Annotated in this window: 16 protein-coding genes; 15 read left to right on the forward strand and 1 reads right to left on the reverse strand. The window is 64.1% G+C overall.

Annotated features, from left to right (window positions below):
- Nucleotides 1-20 precede the first annotated feature (20 nt).
- The 14 genes from prfA (at nucleotide 21) to RHO23_RS03145 (ending at nucleotide 12,488) form a co-directional block, all read left to right on the forward strand.
- On the forward strand, nucleotides 21-1,091 hold the full coding sequence (gene prfA, locus RHO23_RS03080) for a peptide chain release factor 1 (protein ID WP_030094892.1): 1,071 nt from the start codon (nucleotides 21-23) through the stop codon (nucleotides 1,089-1,091).
- Nucleotides 1,092-1,096: 5 nt separating this feature from the next.
- A complete protein-coding gene (prmC, locus tag RHO23_RS03085) occupies nucleotides 1,097-1,939 on the forward strand; it encodes a peptide chain release factor N(5)-glutamine methyltransferase (protein WP_423489155.1) in 843 nt (280 codons plus the stop codon).
- Between the two features lie 9 nt (nucleotides 1,940-1,948).
- On the forward strand, nucleotides 1,949-2,620 hold the full coding sequence (locus tag RHO23_RS03090; RefSeq protein WP_030094894.1) for an L-threonylcarbamoyladenylate synthase: 672 nt from the start codon (nucleotides 1,949-1,951) through the stop codon (nucleotides 2,618-2,620).
- 15 nt (nucleotides 2,621-2,635) lie between these two features.
- Nucleotides 2,636-3,862: a glycosyltransferase family 4 protein gene (locus RHO23_RS03095; RefSeq protein ID WP_030094895.1), complete on the forward strand. Its 1,227-nt coding sequence runs from the start codon at nucleotides 2,636-2,638 to the stop codon at nucleotides 3,860-3,862.
- A gap of 261 nt (nucleotides 3,863-4,123) precedes the next feature.
- On the forward strand, nucleotides 4,124-4,549 hold the full coding sequence (locus RHO23_RS03100) for an ATP synthase subunit I (protein WP_030094896.1): 426 nt from the start codon (nucleotides 4,124-4,126) through the stop codon (nucleotides 4,547-4,549).
- Nucleotides 4,550-4,556: 7 nt separating this feature from the next.
- Entirely contained in the window at nucleotides 4,557-5,330 is a 774-nt protein-coding gene (gene atpB, locus RHO23_RS03105) for a F0F1 ATP synthase subunit A (protein WP_423488651.1), read from the forward strand.
- Between the two features lie 62 nt (nucleotides 5,331-5,392).
- A complete protein-coding gene (locus tag RHO23_RS03110) occupies nucleotides 5,393-5,644 on the forward strand; it encodes a F0F1 ATP synthase subunit C (protein WP_030094898.1) in 252 nt (83 codons plus the stop codon).
- 5 nt (nucleotides 5,645-5,649) lie between these two features.
- On the forward strand, nucleotides 5,650-6,183 hold the full coding sequence (locus tag RHO23_RS03115; RefSeq protein WP_423488652.1) for a F0F1 ATP synthase subunit B: 534 nt from the start codon (nucleotides 5,650-5,652) through the stop codon (nucleotides 6,181-6,183).
- Between the two features lie 6 nt (nucleotides 6,184-6,189).
- On the forward strand, nucleotides 6,190-7,536 hold the full coding sequence (locus RHO23_RS03120) for a F0F1 ATP synthase subunit B/delta (RefSeq protein ID WP_423488653.1): 1,347 nt from the start codon (nucleotides 6,190-6,192) through the stop codon (nucleotides 7,534-7,536).
- 47 nt (nucleotides 7,537-7,583) lie between these two features.
- Entirely contained in the window at nucleotides 7,584-9,230 is a 1,647-nt protein-coding gene (gene atpA, locus RHO23_RS03125) for a F0F1 ATP synthase subunit alpha (RefSeq protein ID WP_030094901.1), read from the forward strand.
- A 6-nt stretch (nucleotides 9,231-9,236) separates the two neighbouring features.
- Entirely contained in the window at nucleotides 9,237-10,169 is a 933-nt protein-coding gene (locus RHO23_RS03130; protein ID WP_057968699.1) for a F0F1 ATP synthase subunit gamma, read from the forward strand.
- A gap of 14 nt (nucleotides 10,170-10,183) precedes the next feature.
- On the forward strand, nucleotides 10,184-11,614 hold the full coding sequence (gene atpD / locus RHO23_RS03135) for a F0F1 ATP synthase subunit beta (protein ID WP_030094903.1): 1,431 nt from the start codon (nucleotides 10,184-10,186) through the stop codon (nucleotides 11,612-11,614).
- Nucleotides 11,615-11,647: 33 nt separating this feature from the next.
- Nucleotides 11,648-12,013 carry a F0F1 ATP synthase subunit epsilon gene (locus tag RHO23_RS03140; RefSeq protein WP_030094904.1) on the forward strand — a complete coding sequence of 122 codons (366 nt, stop codon included), beginning with the start codon at nucleotides 11,648-11,650 and terminating at the stop codon, nucleotides 12,011-12,013.
- A 52-nt stretch (nucleotides 12,014-12,065) separates the two neighbouring features.
- A complete protein-coding gene (locus RHO23_RS03145) occupies nucleotides 12,066-12,488 on the forward strand; it encodes a DUF2550 domain-containing protein (RefSeq protein WP_030094905.1) in 423 nt (140 codons plus the stop codon).
- Here the strand turns inward: RHO23_RS03145 and RHO23_RS03150 are convergent.
- Nucleotides 12,485-13,060: a cob(I)yrinic acid a,c-diamide adenosyltransferase gene (locus RHO23_RS03150; protein WP_057968726.1), complete on the reverse strand. Its 576-nt coding sequence runs from the start codon at nucleotides 13,058-13,060 to the stop codon at nucleotides 12,485-12,487. The genes RHO23_RS03145 and RHO23_RS03150 overlap by 4 nt on opposite strands.
- Nucleotides 13,061-13,144: 84 nt before the next feature.
- Between RHO23_RS03150 and murA the strand changes: the two genes are divergently transcribed.
- Entirely contained in the window at nucleotides 13,145-14,398 is a 1,254-nt protein-coding gene (gene murA / locus RHO23_RS03155) for a UDP-N-acetylglucosamine 1-carboxyvinyltransferase (RefSeq protein WP_030094907.1), read from the forward strand.
- The last annotated feature ends 41 nt before the right edge of the window (nucleotides 14,399-14,439 follow it).

Below are 14,439 nucleotides of genomic sequence, written 5' to 3' on the forward strand. Positions count from 1 at the left end.
GAACATTGGGAGGAGGGCGCATGAGCGAGACGCCGCTGATCGAAGGAATGCTGGCCGAGCACGCTGAACTGGAGAAGCAACTGGCCGACCCAGCGCTGCACGCGGATCCTGGCGCGGCGCGCAAGGCCGGACGCCGGTTCGCGATGCTCTCGCCGATCGTCGCCACCCACCGCAAGCTGGTCTCCGCCCGCGATGATCTGGCCACCGCCCGTGAACTGTCGGCGGACGATCCCTCGTTCGCCGACGAGGTGACCGAGCTGGAATCTTCGATCGCCGAGCTGGAGACGCAGCTCTCGGACATGCTCGCGCCCCGCGACCCCCATGACGGTGACGACATCCTCCTCGAAGTGAAATCTGGTGAGGGAGGCGAGGAATCGGCGCTGTTTGCTGCCGACCTGGCCCGGATGTACATCCGGTACGCCGAGCGGCATGGCTGGAAGGTCACCGTTCTCGACGAGACCGAATCCGACCTCGGCGGATACAAAGACGCCACCTTGGCCATCGCCAGCAAGGGCGATACTGCCGACGGCGTCTGGTCGCGGCTTAAGTTCGAAGGCGGTGTGCACCGCGTCCAGCGCGTGCCCGTCACCGAATCCCAAGGGCGCGTGCACACCTCGGCAGCCGGAGTGCTGGTCTATCCGGAGCCGGAAGAGGTAGAAGAAATCCAGATCGACGAGTCGGACCTTCGGATCGACGTCTATCGCTCCTCGGGTAAGGGCGGCCAGGGCGTCAACACCACCGACTCGGCGGTCCGCATCACCCACCTGCCGACCGGGATCGTGGTGACCTGCCAGAACGAGCGTTCTCAGCTGCAGAACAAGGCCCGCGCCATGCAGGTGCTGGCGGCGCGGCTGCAGGCGCTCGCCGAGGAGCAGGCGCAAGCCGACGCCTCCGCCGGCCGGGCCAGCCAGATCCGCACGGTGGATCGCAGTGAGCGCATCCGCACCTACAACTTCCCGGAGAACCGCATCACCGATCACCGCGTGGGGTTCAAGGCGCACAACCTTGACCAGGTGCTCGACGGTGACCTCGACGCACTGTTCGATGCGTTGGCAGTGGCCGATCGGAAGGCACGCCTTCAGGAGGCGTGAGCGAGATGAGCGCGTTGCGTCAGCTGATCGCCGAGGCGGTCGAATCGCTCTCTGAGGCAGGAGTTTCCAGTCCGCAGGTAGACGCCGAAGAGCTCGCCGCCCATCTGCTCGGAGTCTCGCGAACGCGATTGCGCTTCGCCGAGCTCGCCCCTGATTTCCCCGAGAGTTACCGCGACCTGGTGGCGGCGCGCGTGCAGCGGATTCCCTTGCAACACTTGACCGGAAACGCCGCATTTGGCCCCGTCGAGGTGTCGGTGGGCCCGGGCGTGTTCATCCCGCGTCCGGAGACGGAATCTCTGTATGCCTGGGCAACAGGGAAATTGACGCCACACGCCACAGTCGTCGAGCTGTGTGCAGGGTCCGCGGCGCTGGCGATCGCGCTGTCGCATGACGAGCCCGCCGCACGCATCCTCGCGATCGAGCTTGACGATCAGGCACTGGTCTACACACGGCGCAACACCGCCGGAACTCCGATCGAGGTGGTCCAGGCCGACGTGACCTCACCCGCGCTGTTGACGGAGCTCGATGGAACGGTCGATCTGATCGTCGCCAACCCGCCCTACATCCCCGAAGACGCCGAATTGGAGCCGGAAGTGGCGCAGCATGATCCGCCGTTGGCGCTTTTTGCGGGGTTCGACGGGCTTACCGTCATCGCGCCAATCGTGACCGCCGCAGGCCGGCTCCTTGCCCCCGGAGGCCACATCGGTGTTGAGCATGACGACACCAACGGTGAGGGAACACGTGAGTTGTTCACGGCCAGTGGACTGTTCGATGAGGTTGTGCAGCGACACGACCTGGCAGGCCGTCCGAGATTTGTCACCGCACGCCGCAAATCTCCGGCGTCATAGACTGGGGTCGTGACCGCCGTCTACGAATGCCAGGACGCTGCGACCCGCCAGGAGGGGGTCGACGCGGCGGTGAGCGCGCTTAAGGCGGGTGAGTTGGTGGTGATGCCCACCGATACCGTCTACGGATTAGGTTGTGACGCATTCGATTCCAATGCGGTTTCGGCGCTGTTAGCCGCCAAGGGGCGAGGCCGGGATATGCCCGTCGGCGTGCTTGTCGGGTCCTGGCACACCATCGACGGGCTCGTCTTCGCCGTTCCGTCGGCGGCCCGCGAACTCATCGAGGCGTTCTGGCCGGGGCCGCTGAGCATCATCGTGAAGCATGCGCCGTCGTTGTCCTGGGATCTCGGGGACGCGCAGGGAAGCGTCATGCTGCGGATGCCGCTGCATCCGGTGGCCATCGATCTCTTGCGCGCTGTCGGTCCGATGGCGGTCTCCAGTGCCAATGTTTCGGGGCAGCCGGCGGCACTCACCGCCGGTGAGGCACGCGATCAACTGGGGGACAAGGTTGCCGTGTATCTGGACGGCGGCACCGCGGAATTGGGGGCGGCGTCGACCATCGTTGATCTCACCGGGCCGGTACCGCTGGTTGTGCGGGAGGGGCCGATCACCCGGGAACAGATCGTCGATGTGATTGGTGGCGACGTCGGTCCCGGCGAGTCGGCGGAACCCACAGAATCTTGAAGTACGGTCGGATGCGTGAGTGAGCTGCTGGCCCTTGCCGATCGCGGTGCGGGTGTCCCTCTGCGTGAGCTTGCCCTGGTTGGGCTGACCGCGGCCATCACGACGTTCTTCTGCACCGGTGGTGTGCGGATGTTCGCGACCCGGGTGGGAGCGGTGGCTTACCCGCGCGAACGCGACGTGCACCTGCAGCCGACCCCCCGGATGGGCGGCCTCGGGATGTATCTCGGTGTTTGTGCCGCGATCTTCCTGGCCTCGCAACTGCCCGCCCTGACAAGGGGATTCGTCTATTCCTCGGGAATGCCCGCCGTGGTCGTCGCGGGAGGCATCATCATGGTCGTCGGTCTCATCGACGACAAGTGGGGCCTGGACGCGCTCACCAAATTCGCGGGCCAAGTCACGGCCGCCAGCGTGCTGGTCACCATGGGGGTGGCCTGGAGCATGATCTACATCCCGTTCGGTGGGGTGGGAACGATCGTGCTGGATCAGATGTCGTCCATCCTGGTCACGCTCGCCTTGACGGTATCGATCGTCAACGCCATGAACTTCGTGGACGGTCTCGATGGTCTGGCCGCAGGCCTGGGGCTCATCACCGCGGCGGCCATCTGCATCTTCTCGATCGGGCTGCTGCGCAGCCACGGCGGTGACGTCCTGTACTACCCGCCCGCCGTCATTTCGGTAGTGCTGGCCGGGGCGTGCCTCGGATTCCTGCCACACAACTTCCACCGGGCCCGCATCTTCATGGGGGACTCGGGGTCGATGCTGATCGGCCTCATGCTGGCCGCGGCATCGACCACGGCCGCGGGCCCCATCTCGCAGAGCTCGTACGGGGCCAAAGACATGTTCGTCCTGTTGTCACCGTTCCTACTGGTGATCGCGGTGATGCTGGTGCCCGCCCTGGATGCGTTGTTGGCGATCATCCGGCGCACCCGCGCGGGCCGCAGCCCCTTCAGCCCGGACAAGATGCATCTGCATCACCGGCTGTTGCAGATCGGGCATTCCCATCGCAAGGCGGTGCTGATCATCTATCTGTGGGTGGCCATCATCGCGTTCGGTGCCGCCAGCACCATCTTCTTCGAGCCTCGGTATGCCGGTGCGGTGGTGTTGGGCGCGATCGGTATCGCCATCGTGGCGACGGTTGTGCCCTTGCTGCGCGGCGAAGAACCCGATCAGCTCTCAGGCGCTCAATTGGACGGGAGTTCGACGACGGTTCCGGCCGAGCCGGTCATGTACGACGAAAAGTAGTAGGGGTGCATTAACCCCCTCTACCATGTGATACGGTTCTGCCATACCCGAAAACTCACGGGTGCCGGCCACGCCGGATCGGTGCAATTTTTGGAAAGTCTGTCTAGACAGTCCAGGGGTTCGCCGGACCGATCAACTGACCGACAGGGAGCTGCCCTTTGAGGTGAGTTCAGCGAGCCCGCAGACCTCCTATAAGGTCTGGAACCGACGAATGCAGTTTTTGTTCCGCCACCCCGACAAAGATGTGAGGTGACACCCCAGGTGACAACGCCCGACGCCCCGCTGGTCCTTCCGGCATTGGCGTTTCGCCCGTTGCGTCTGGCGGTTCTGTGTGGCGTGCTCGGTGCCCTGGCTCTGCTGGCCTCCGCCCTGCTCGGGCATTGGCAGTTCGGCATTTTCTTCGTTACTGGGCTTGGCCTCGGACTGGTGAACGCTCTCCTCGTTCGCCAGTCTGCGGAAGTCATTACTGCGCAAGACAATCCAAGCAAGCAAAAGATGGCCATCAATTCCGCAGCGCGGTTGATGATCATCACCGTCCTCGCCCTGGTGATCGCCTTCGTGTTCCGCCCCGCAGGTCTTGGGGTGTTCTTCGGAGTCGCGTTGTTCCAGGTGCTGCTGGTGTTGACCACCGCTGTGCCGGTGTGGAAAGGGATCCGTTCAGTGAATCAGCCGCAGGCGGAGGTATAAGCCCAGCATGATTACGACATTCCAGGCAGAAGCCGCCATCGAAGTTGGCCATCACAAGCACTGGACTTGGCACGGTGACTTTTGGCCTTACGAACTGACGTTCAACGTGGACACCATCGTTGCCACCTCGCTGGCCGCGGTGGTGGTGATCGCGCTGGCACTGTTCCTGCGGGCCAAGGTCACCTCGACCGGTGTGCCGAATGGGGTGCAGCTGTTCTTCGAGGCGGTGACCGTTCAGTTCCGCAATCAGGTCGAGTCGGCCATCGGCATGAGGATCGCGCCGTTCGTGCTGCCGCTGGCGGTGACGATCTTCGTCTTCATCCTCGTGTCCAACTGGATCTCGGTGCTTCCCGTGCAGTACACGGACGAGAACGGAAAGACGGCCGAACTGCTGGCCCCGCCAGCCTCGGACATCAACTACGTGCTGGCGTTGGCGCTGTTCGTCTTCGTCTGCTACCACATCGCGGGCTTTGCACGCCGCGGCCTCATCGGCCACCCGATCAAGCTGCTCAAGGGCCACACCTGGGTGACGGCGTTCATCAACCCGATCGAGGAACTGGCCAAGCCGATCTCGCTGTCGTTGCGACTCTTCGGCAACATGTTCGCCGGCGGCATCATGGTCGCGCTGATCGCGATGTTCCCGGCATGGATCATGTGGGCGCCCAACGCCATCTGGAAATCGTTCGACCTGTTCGTCGGCCTGATCCAGGCTTTCATCTTCGCGCTGCTGACTGTCCTGTACTTCAGCCAGTCGATGGAACTGGACGACGAGCACCACTAATTACACAGACCACATTGAATAGACCCTGGTAGCACAGCTACCACTTAATAAGGAGGAAGAAAATGGCGGACCCGACAATTGTTGCTGGTGCCCTCATTGGCGGTGGGTTGATCATGGCCGGCGGCGCGATCGGTGCCGGTATCGGTGACGGTATCGCCGGTAACGCCCTGATCTCGGGTGTGGCCCGTCAGCCCGAGGCTCAGAGCCGGCTGTTCACCCCGTTCTTCATCACCGTCGGTCTGGTTGAGGCTGCGTACTTCATCAACCTGGCCTTCATGGCGCTGTTCGTCTTCGCGACTCCCGGCGCCAGCTAATCGGCATGGGTGAATTGCACAGTGTCGCTTCTGCCGTCATGGCAGTCGCGGCGGAAGCCGCCGAAGAGGGTGGGAAGCAGAACAACTTCCTCATCCCCAACGGCACCTTCTTTGTCGTCTTGGCGATCTTCCTGATCGTCCTGGCGGTCATCGGAACCTTCGTGGTGCCGCCGATCCAAAAGGTGCTCAAGGCACGCGAGGACACGGTCGCCAAGACGGTCGAGGACAACCGGAACGCCGCTGAGCAATTCACCGCCGCCGAGGCTGACTACAAGGACGAGCTGGCCAAGGCGCGCGGTGCGGCAACCGCGGTGCGTGACGAGGCCAGAGCCGAGGGACGCGGAATTCTCGAGGACATGCGTCAGCGGGCCAACACCGAAGCGACCGCCGTGAATGCGAAGGCCGCCGAAGAGTTGGCTCGTCAGGGCGAGGCAACTTCCGGAGAGCTGTCGGCAAGCGTCGAGAGCCTGTCTCGGACGCTCGCCGAACGCGTTCTCGGCGTGAGCCTTTCGGAACCAGCGAACGCAGGGCGAGGCTAAACAAAGATGTCGACATTTATCGGACAGCTCATCGGTTTCGCTGTCATCGTGTTCCTGGTGGTCAAGTTCGTGGTGCCGCCGGTACGCACGTTGATGGCCAAGCAGCAGGACGCGGTGCGTCAGCAGCTCGCTGACAGCAAGACTGCGGCGGACAAGCTGGTCGAGGCCGAGGGTGCACATGCCAAGGCCATCGAGGATGCCAAGGCCGACGCCGCCCACATCGCGGAGGAAGCCAAGGCCGATGCCGTGCAGATCTCGAAGCAGCTGCGCGAGCAGGCCGATGCCGAGGTCGAGCGGATCAAGGTGCATGGGCAGGAGCAGATCCTGCTTCAGCGCCAGCAGCTGATCCGTCAGCTCCGCGGTGACCTCGGCGCCGAATCCGTGAACCGCGCAGGCGATCTGGTTCGTTCACACGTGAGCGACCCCGCGGCGCAGTCCGCCACTGTCGACCGGTTCCTGGATGAGCTGTCGCAGATGGCCGGCAGTATCAATACCGAACGTCGGCCGTTGGCCGCCGGTGGTGCGGGTCTGCACGCCGCCAGCCGCGAATCGCTCGCCGAGCAGGTGAAGGCCTTCCAGGCCAATGCGGTCTCCCTCGACAGCCTGACGCTCAACGCGCTGGCCGATGATCTGACTGCGGTCGCCGAGGTTCTCGTCAAGGAATTGGTGCTACGCAAGCACCTGTCCGAGCCGGTCGATGCCAGCGAGCAGGCCGCCAAGGTCGCCCTGGTCGACTCGGTGTTCGGGTCCAAGGTCGGACGGCCTGCACTCGAGGTCGTGCGTGCGGCCGTGACCGCCCGCTGGTCCGCCTCCAACGACCTGATCACCGCGATCGAACACATCGCCCGTCTCGCCTTGTTGGAGCGGGCCGAGCGCGACGGCCAGATCGACGACGTCGAGGACCAGTTGTTCCGCGTCAGTCGCATCCTGGACAGCGAGCCGCAGCTGAGCACGCTGCTGGGTAACACCACCTCGCCTGCCGCCGATCGTGTGGCATTGCTGAAGAACGTGCTGGCCGGTCGGTCCAATCTGATCGTGACAAGCCTGCTCGCGCAGACCGTGCGTCTGCTGCGTGGCAAGCGCGCCGATGTCGCCGTGCTCGAGGTGGCCGAACTTGCGGTTGCCCGGCGCGACGAGTCAGTGGCACACGTGAAGTCGGCCGCACCGATCAGCGATGCACAGAGCACACGGCTTGCCCAGGTGCTCGGGCAGATTTACGGCCGCACCATCGCGGTGCAACTGGATGTGGATCCCGAGCTGCTGGGCGGGCTCGTCGTCAACATCGGTGACGAGGAGATCGATGGCAGTCTGTCCAGCCGACTCTCGGCCGCCGCACTCCATCTGCCCAACTGACCATTATTTAGACCTACCCCGATAGACGAGCAGGAAGACGAAAAGCCATGACAGAGTTGACGATCTCCTCGGCGGATATCTCCGGCGCGATCGAGCAGTACGTCGCGACGTTCTCTGCCGACCCCACCCGTGAAGAAATCGGCATCGTCTCCGACACCGGTGACGGCATCGCCCACGTCGAGGGCCTGCCCTCGGTCATGACCCAGGAACTCCTCGAGTTCCCGGGCGGAGTGTTGGGCGTGGCGCTCAACCTCGACGAGCGCAGCGTCGGCACCGTTATCCTCGGTGACTTCCACGGCATCGAAGAGGGCCAGCAGGTCAAGCGCACCGGCGAGGTGCTGTCGGTGCCGGTGGGCGACGCCTTCCTGGGCCGCGTCATCAACCCGCTGGGCCAGCCGATCGACGGCCGTGGTGACATCGAGGCCGAGACCAACCGTGCCCTCGAGCTGCAGGCCGCCTCCGTGGTTCAGCGCCAGAGCGTGTCCGAGCCCCTGCAGACCGGTATCAAGGCCATCGACTCGCAGACCCCGATCGGTCGCGGCCAGCGCCAGCTGATCATCGGCGACCGCAAGACCGGCAAGACCGCCGTCTGCGTCGACACCATCCTGAACCAGAAGCAGGCCTGGGAGACCGGTGACCCGGCACAGCAGGTGCGCTGCATCTACGTCGCTGTCGGTCAGAAGGGCTCGACCGTCGCCGCGGTGCGCCGCACCCTGGACGAGGCCGGCGCGCTGGAGTACACCACCATCATCGCCGCCCCGGCCTCCGATGCCGCCGGCTTCAAGTGGCTTGCGCCGTACACCGGTTCGGCTCTCGGCCAGCACTGGATGTACCAGGGCAAGCACGTCCTCATCGTGTTCGACGACCTGACCAAGCAGGCCGAGGCCTACCGTGCCATTTCGCTGCTGCTGCGTCGTCCGCCGGGCCGCGAGGCATACCCGGGTGACGTCTTCTACCTGCACTCGCGTCTGCTGGAGCGTTGCGCGAAGCTCTCCGACGAGCTCGGTGCCGGTTCGCTGACGGGTCTGCCGATCATCGAGACCAAGGCCAACGACATCTCGGCCTACATCCCCACCAACGTCATCTCGATCACCGACGGACAGTGCTTCCTGCAGACGGACCTGTTCAACCAGGGTGTGCGCCCGGCCATCAACGTCGGTGTGTCGGTTTCCCGCGTGGGTGGTGCCGCACAGATCAAGGCCATGAAGGAGGTGGCCGGCTCGCTGCGTCTGGAGCTCTCGCAGTACCGCGAGCTGGAAGCCTTCGCTGCGTTCGCCTCCGACCTGGACGCCACCTCGAAGGCCCAGCTGGAGCGTGGTGCCCGCCTGGTCGAGCTGCTCAAGCAGCCGCAGAACTCGCCGTACCCGGTCGAGGAGCAGGTTGTCGCGATCTACCTGGGCACCGGTGGACACCTCGACTCGGTGCCGGTGGGCGATGTGATCCGCTTCGAGCAGGAGTTCCTTGATCACGTGCGCGGTTCACACGCCGACATCCTGGCCGATATCAAGGAGACCAAGAAGTTCTCCGAGGACACCGAGACCAAGCTGACCGACGCCGTGAACGACTTCAAGAAGAGCTTCGCCGCCACCGACGGCAGCTCGGTGGAGGTCAAGGACGCAGCGGCCGAGGCGCTCGACGCGTCCGAGGTCGGTCAGGAGACCGTCCAGGTCCGCAAGCCGGCTCCCAAGAAGTAATCAGCCATGGCTGCACAAATCCGAGAATTGCGCCGGCGGATCAAATCCGCCGGGTCGATCAAGAAGATCACCAAGGCGCAAGAGCTGATCGCGACATCGCGCATCTCCAAGGCGCAGGCTCGCGTGGTGGCTGCCCGGCCGTACGCGACCGAGATCACCAACGTGCTCACCGCGCTCGCCGATGATGCCGCGCTGGATCATCCGCTGTTGGTGGAGCGGGCCGAGCCCAAGCGGGCCGGCGTGCTGATCGTGTCATCGGACCGCGGGCTCTGCGGTGGCTACAACGCCAACGTGCTCCGCGTCGCCGAGGAGCTCTTCGCGCTGCTGCGCGAGCAGGGCAAGACTCCGGTGATCTACGTGATCGGCCGTAAGGCACTGAACTTCTACAAGTTCCGGGGCCGCACGGTCACCGAGTCTTGGACGGGGTTCTCCGAGCGACCCGAGTACACACATGCTCAGCAGATCGCGGGTGTGCTGGTGGACGCGTTCCTGTCGGGCGCCGATGACGACGGTGACGATCCGGGCGCTGACGGAATTCTGGGTGTGGACGAGCTCCATATCGTCTACACCGAGTTCAAGTCGATGCTGACCCAGTCGGCTGTGGCCAAGCGGATCGCCCCGATGGAGATCGAGTACGTCGGCGAGGCCACCGGCCCCACCACCCAGTATTCGTTCGAGCCTGACGCCACAACGCTTTTCGCGTCGCTGCTGCCTCGTTACCTGGCCACCCGGGTATACGCGGCGCTGCTGGAGGCGGCAGCCTCGGAGTCGGCATCCCGCCGGCGCGCCATGAAGGCCGCCACGGACAACGCCGATGAGCTCATCAAGGGACTCACCCTGGAAGCCAACCGCGCTCGCCAGGCCCAGATCACCCAGGAAATCAGTGAAATCGTTGGCGGCGTGGACGCGCTTGCCTCGGCCGCCGCAAGCGAACATTAGGAAGAGACGAGTACATGACCGCACCAACTGCTAACAAGACCGTAGGGCGAGTGGTTCGCGTTACCGGCCCGGTTGTTGACGTGGAGTTCCCGCGCGACGCCGTGCCGCCGCTCTTCTCCGCCCTCAACGCCGAGATCACCTACGAGGCGATGGCCAAGACGCTGACCCTCGAGGTCGCACAGCACCTGGGCGACAACCTGGTGCGCACCGTGTCCATGCAGCCGACCGATGGTCTGGTGCGCGGCGTGGATGTCATCAACACCGGTAACACCATCGCGGTGCCGGTCGGCGACGGCGTCAAGGGGCACGTGTTCAACGCCCTGGGCAACTGCCTCGACGAGCCGGGCTACGGCAGCGACTTCGAGAAGTGGTCCATCCACCGCAAGCCCCCGGCCTTCGATCAGCTCGAGCCGCGTACCGAGATGCTGGAGACCGGCCTCAAGGTCGTCGACCTGCTGACCCCGTACGTGCGTGGTGGCAAGATCGCCCTGTTCGGTGGTGCCGGTGTCGGTAAGACCGTTCTGATCCAGGAGATGATCAACCGCATCGCCCGCAACTTCGGTGGCACCTCGGTGTTCGCCGGCGTGGGTGAGCGCACCCGTGAGGGCAACGACCTCTGGGTCGAGCTCGCCGACGCCAACGTCCTCAAGGACACCGCGTTGGTGTTCGGCCAGATGGACGAGCCGCCCGGCACGCGTATGCGCGTCGCCCTCTCGGCGCTGACCATGGCCGAGTACTTCCGCGACGAGCAGGGCCAGGACGTGCTGCTGTTCATCGACAACATCTTCCGGTTCACCCAGGCCGGTTCCGAGGTGTCGACCCTGCTGGGTCGTATGCCTTCGGCCGTGGGTTACCAGCCGACGCTGGCCGACGAGATGGGTGAGCTGCAGGAGCGCATCACCTCGACCCGTGGCCGGTCCATCACCTCGATGCAGGCCGTGTACGTGCCCGCCGATGACTACACCGACCCGGCGCCGGCGACCACGTTCGCGCACCTGGACGCCACCACCGAGCTTTCTCGTGCGGTGTTCTCCAAGGGCATCTTCCCGGCCGTGGACCCGCTGGCTTCGTCGTCGACGATTCTGCTGCCGTCCGTCGTGGGTGACGAGCACTACCGCGTCGCGCAGGAAGTCATCCGGATTCTGCAGCGCTACCAGGACTTGCAGGACATCATCGCGATCCTCGGTATCGACGAACTGTCGGAAGAGGACAAGCAGCTGGTGGGCCGCGCACGTCGTATCGAGCGCTTCCTGAGCCAGAACATGATGGCCGCCGAGCAGTTCACCGGTCAGCCCGGCTCGACCGTGCCGCTCAAGGAGACCATCGAGGCGTTCGACAAGCTCACCAAGGGCGAGTTCGACCACCTGCCCGAGCAGGCGTTCTTCCTCATCGGTGGCCTGGACGACTTGGCGAAGAAGGCCGAAAGCCTCGGCGCCAAGCTGTAATTCGTCACTAGCTATCTGAAGGAGGTGCATTGAATGTCCGAGATTGACGTCGAGATTGTCGCCGTCGAGCGTGAGATCTGGTCGGGTAAGGCCACATTCGTCTTTACCCGCACGACCTCCGGTGAAATCGGCATCCTGCCGCACCACATTCCGTTGGTGGCGCAGCTGGTGGACGATGCAGCGGTGAAGATTGAGCGCGAGGGCGATGATGACCTGTGGTGGGCGATCGACGGGGGATTCCTGTCGATCACCGACACCAAGGTGAGCATCCTGGTTGAGTCCGCGCAGGCTCGTGCGGATATCGACGAGTCCAAGGCCAAGACCGATTCCGGTTCTGAGGATCCACGGGTTGCGGCGCAGGGACGCGCGCGTCTGCGTGCCCTTGGCCAGACGGTTTAGCAGTACCCACACGGCCAACCACTAAGGAAATACCGCTTTGAGCGTGACGGCGATGATCGAGATATCGGTCATCGCCGTCCTTGCTTTGGCGGTGGCTGCATTGAGCTTTCGTCTGCTCAAGTTGCGCAATGGCGGCACCGCGGCATTGCTGCGCGATGTGCCGGAGGCGGGGGAGGGTCGCTGGCGACACGGCGTGATGCGCTATCGCGAATCTCAGGCCGAGTTCTATCGGCTTTCGAGCGTGCGGCTCTGGCCCGATCGCCAGCTCTCGCGGCGTGAACTGGAAATCATCGACCGGCGGATTCCGCGCGGTGACGAGTACGACATCATGACGGCCGAGATCGTGGTGCTGCAGCTGCGCGATGGTGCGCGCACCTACGAAATGGCCCTGGATCGCGGTGCGTTGACCGCATTCATGTCCTGGGTTGAGTCGCGGCCCTCACCGCGTGCGGAGCGCCGCAGTCGCGAGCGTTAGGCGGGCTGCGCCGGGCCGCCGGGCTTCCAGAGAGTGTCCTTACCGTCGTTGGCAACCCGCGACAGGATGAACAGCAGATCCGAGAGCCGGTTGAGGTACTTGGCGGTGAGCACATTGGTGCTGTCGGGATAGGCGTCGATGGCCGCCCAGGCCGACCGTTCTGCCCGACGTGCCACGGTCCGCGCCACGTGCAACAACCCGGATAGCGGGGTACCGCCCGGCAGCACAAACGAATTCAGTTTCGGCAGATCGGCGTTGTACTCGTCGCACCAGCGCTCGAGACGGTCGACATAGGGCTGGGTGATCCGCAACGGTGGGTACTCGGGATCGGGTACGACGGGAGTGGACAGGTCCGCGCCGGCGTCAAAGAGATCGTTCTGGATCTGCAGTAATACCGAACCGACCGATTGGCTTGGGTTCCCGAGCACAACCGCGACGCCGATGGCGGCGTTGGCCTCGTCACAGTCGGCGTATGCGGCCAGCCGCGGATCACTCTTCGATACACGCGAGAAGTCGCTCAGACCCGTGGTTCCGTCATCTCCGGTGCGGGTATAGATGCGAGTCAGATGCACGCCGCTCGATGATCCTCGCTCACGTTGCGGGTCCGGGGCCTCATCGGTCATGTGTCGAAACGTTACCCGGCTACGCTGTCGGGCGTGAGCGAGCATTTCTTGGTGACCGGCGGCGCCCGGCTTACCGGCAACGTGGCAGTAACCGGCGCCAAGAACAGCGTGCTCAAGCTGATGGCCGCTGCTCTTCTTGCTGAGGGAACAAGCACCATCACCAACTGTCCGGACATCCTTGATGTGCCGCTGATGGCGGATGTCCTGCGTGGATTGGGCGCCACGGTGGAACTAGAGGGCGATGTTGTCAGGATCACTTCTCCCGATGAACCCAAGTACGAGGCTGATTTCGCGGCAGTGCGCCAGTTCCGGGCTTCGGTGTGTGTCCTGGGCCCCCTGGTGGGGCGCTGCCGGCGTGCCAAGGTGGCGTTACCGGGCGGAGATGCGATCGGCTCACGTCCACTCGACATGCATCAGGCGGGATTGCGACAGCTTGGAGCGGAGTGCACCATCGAACATGGGTGCGTGGTCGCCGAGGCAAAAGCGTTGCATGGAGCTGATATTCAGCTTGAGTTCCCCTCCGTGGGGGCGACCGAGAACATCTTGATGGCAGCGGTTCTCGCGGATGGTGTCACCACCATCCACAACGCCGCGCGTGAACCGGACGTGGTGGACCTGTGCACCATGCTGGTCCAGATGGGTGCCCAGATAGAGGGTGCTGGAACGTCGACGTTGACGGTGATCGGTGTTCCGAAGCTTCATCCCACCGAGCATCGCGTCATTGGAGACCGAATCGTCGCTGCCACTTGGGGTTTGGCTGCTGCGATGACGCGTGGCGATGTCACGGTGACGGGAGTGGATCCGGAGCACCTGCAGCTGGTGCTACACAAGCTGCATGATGCCGGTGCGACAGTGACCCAGAACGACAACGGATTTCGTGTGGTTCAGTACGAGCGCCCCAAAGCGATCAATGTGGCCACGTTACCGTTCCCGGGATTCCCAACTGACCTGCAGCCCATGGCAATTGGGCTTGCAGCGATAGCCGACGGCACCTCCATGATCACCGAGAACGTCTTCGAGGCCCGATTCCGTTTCGTAGAGGAGATGATGCGGTTGGGGGCCGACGCGCGGACCGACGGGCACCATGCGGTAGTTCGGGGTATCCGTCAACTGTCCAGCGCGCCGGTGTGGTCATCGGACATTCGGGCCGGCGCCGGACTCGTGCTTGCGGGGTTAGTGGCGGATGGCGTCACCGAGGTATACGATGTCTTTCATATCGACCGCGGTTACCCGTTGTTCGTGGAGAACCTCCAGAGCCTGGGTGCCGAAGTCGAGCGGGTCAGCTAGCGCTGACCACCCCCAGAACCCGAAGTTGACTCAAGTTCATT

This window comes from Mycobacteroides sp. PCS013, from assembly GCF_049532645.1.
Classification (GTDB): Bacteria; Actinomycetota; Actinomycetes; order Mycobacteriales; family Mycobacteriaceae; genus Mycobacterium; species Mycobacterium gwanakae.

Bases quoted from the DNA above. Each gene is read 5' to 3' on its own strand.
- RHO23_RS03140 (WP_030094904.1), top strand. From the start codon at position 11,648: ATGTCCGAGATTGACGTCGAGATTGTCGCCGTCGAGCGTGAGATCTGG.
- atpA (WP_030094901.1), top strand. From the start codon at position 7,584: ATGACAGAGTTGACGATCTCCTCGGCGGATATCTCCGGCGCGATCGAG.
- atpB (WP_423488651.1), top strand. From the start codon at position 4,557: ATGATTACGACATTCCAGGCAGAAGCCGCCATCGAAGTTGGCCATCAC.
- RHO23_RS03110 (WP_030094898.1), top strand. From the start codon at position 5,393: ATGGCGGACCCGACAATTGTTGCTGGTGCCCTCATTGGCGGTGGGTTG.
- RHO23_RS03145 (WP_030094905.1), top strand. From the start codon at position 12,066: ATGATCGAGATATCGGTCATCGCCGTCCTTGCTTTGGCGGTGGCTGCA.
- RHO23_RS03115 (WP_423488652.1), top strand. From the start codon at position 5,650: ATGGGTGAATTGCACAGTGTCGCTTCTGCCGTCATGGCAGTCGCGGCG.
- prfA (WP_030094892.1), top strand. From the start codon at position 21: ATGAGCGAGACGCCGCTGATCGAAGGAATGCTGGCCGAGCACGCTGAA.
- prmC (WP_423489155.1), top strand. From the start codon at position 1,097: ATGAGCGCGTTGCGTCAGCTGATCGCCGAGGCGGTCGAATCGCTCTCT.
- RHO23_RS03130 (WP_057968699.1), top strand. From the start codon at position 9,237: ATGGCTGCACAAATCCGAGAATTGCGCCGGCGGATCAAATCCGCCGGG.
- RHO23_RS03120 (WP_423488653.1), top strand. From the start codon at position 6,190: ATGTCGACATTTATCGGACAGCTCATCGGTTTCGCTGTCATCGTGTTC.
- atpD (WP_030094903.1), top strand. From the start codon at position 10,184: ATGACCGCACCAACTGCTAACAAGACCGTAGGGCGAGTGGTTCGCGTT.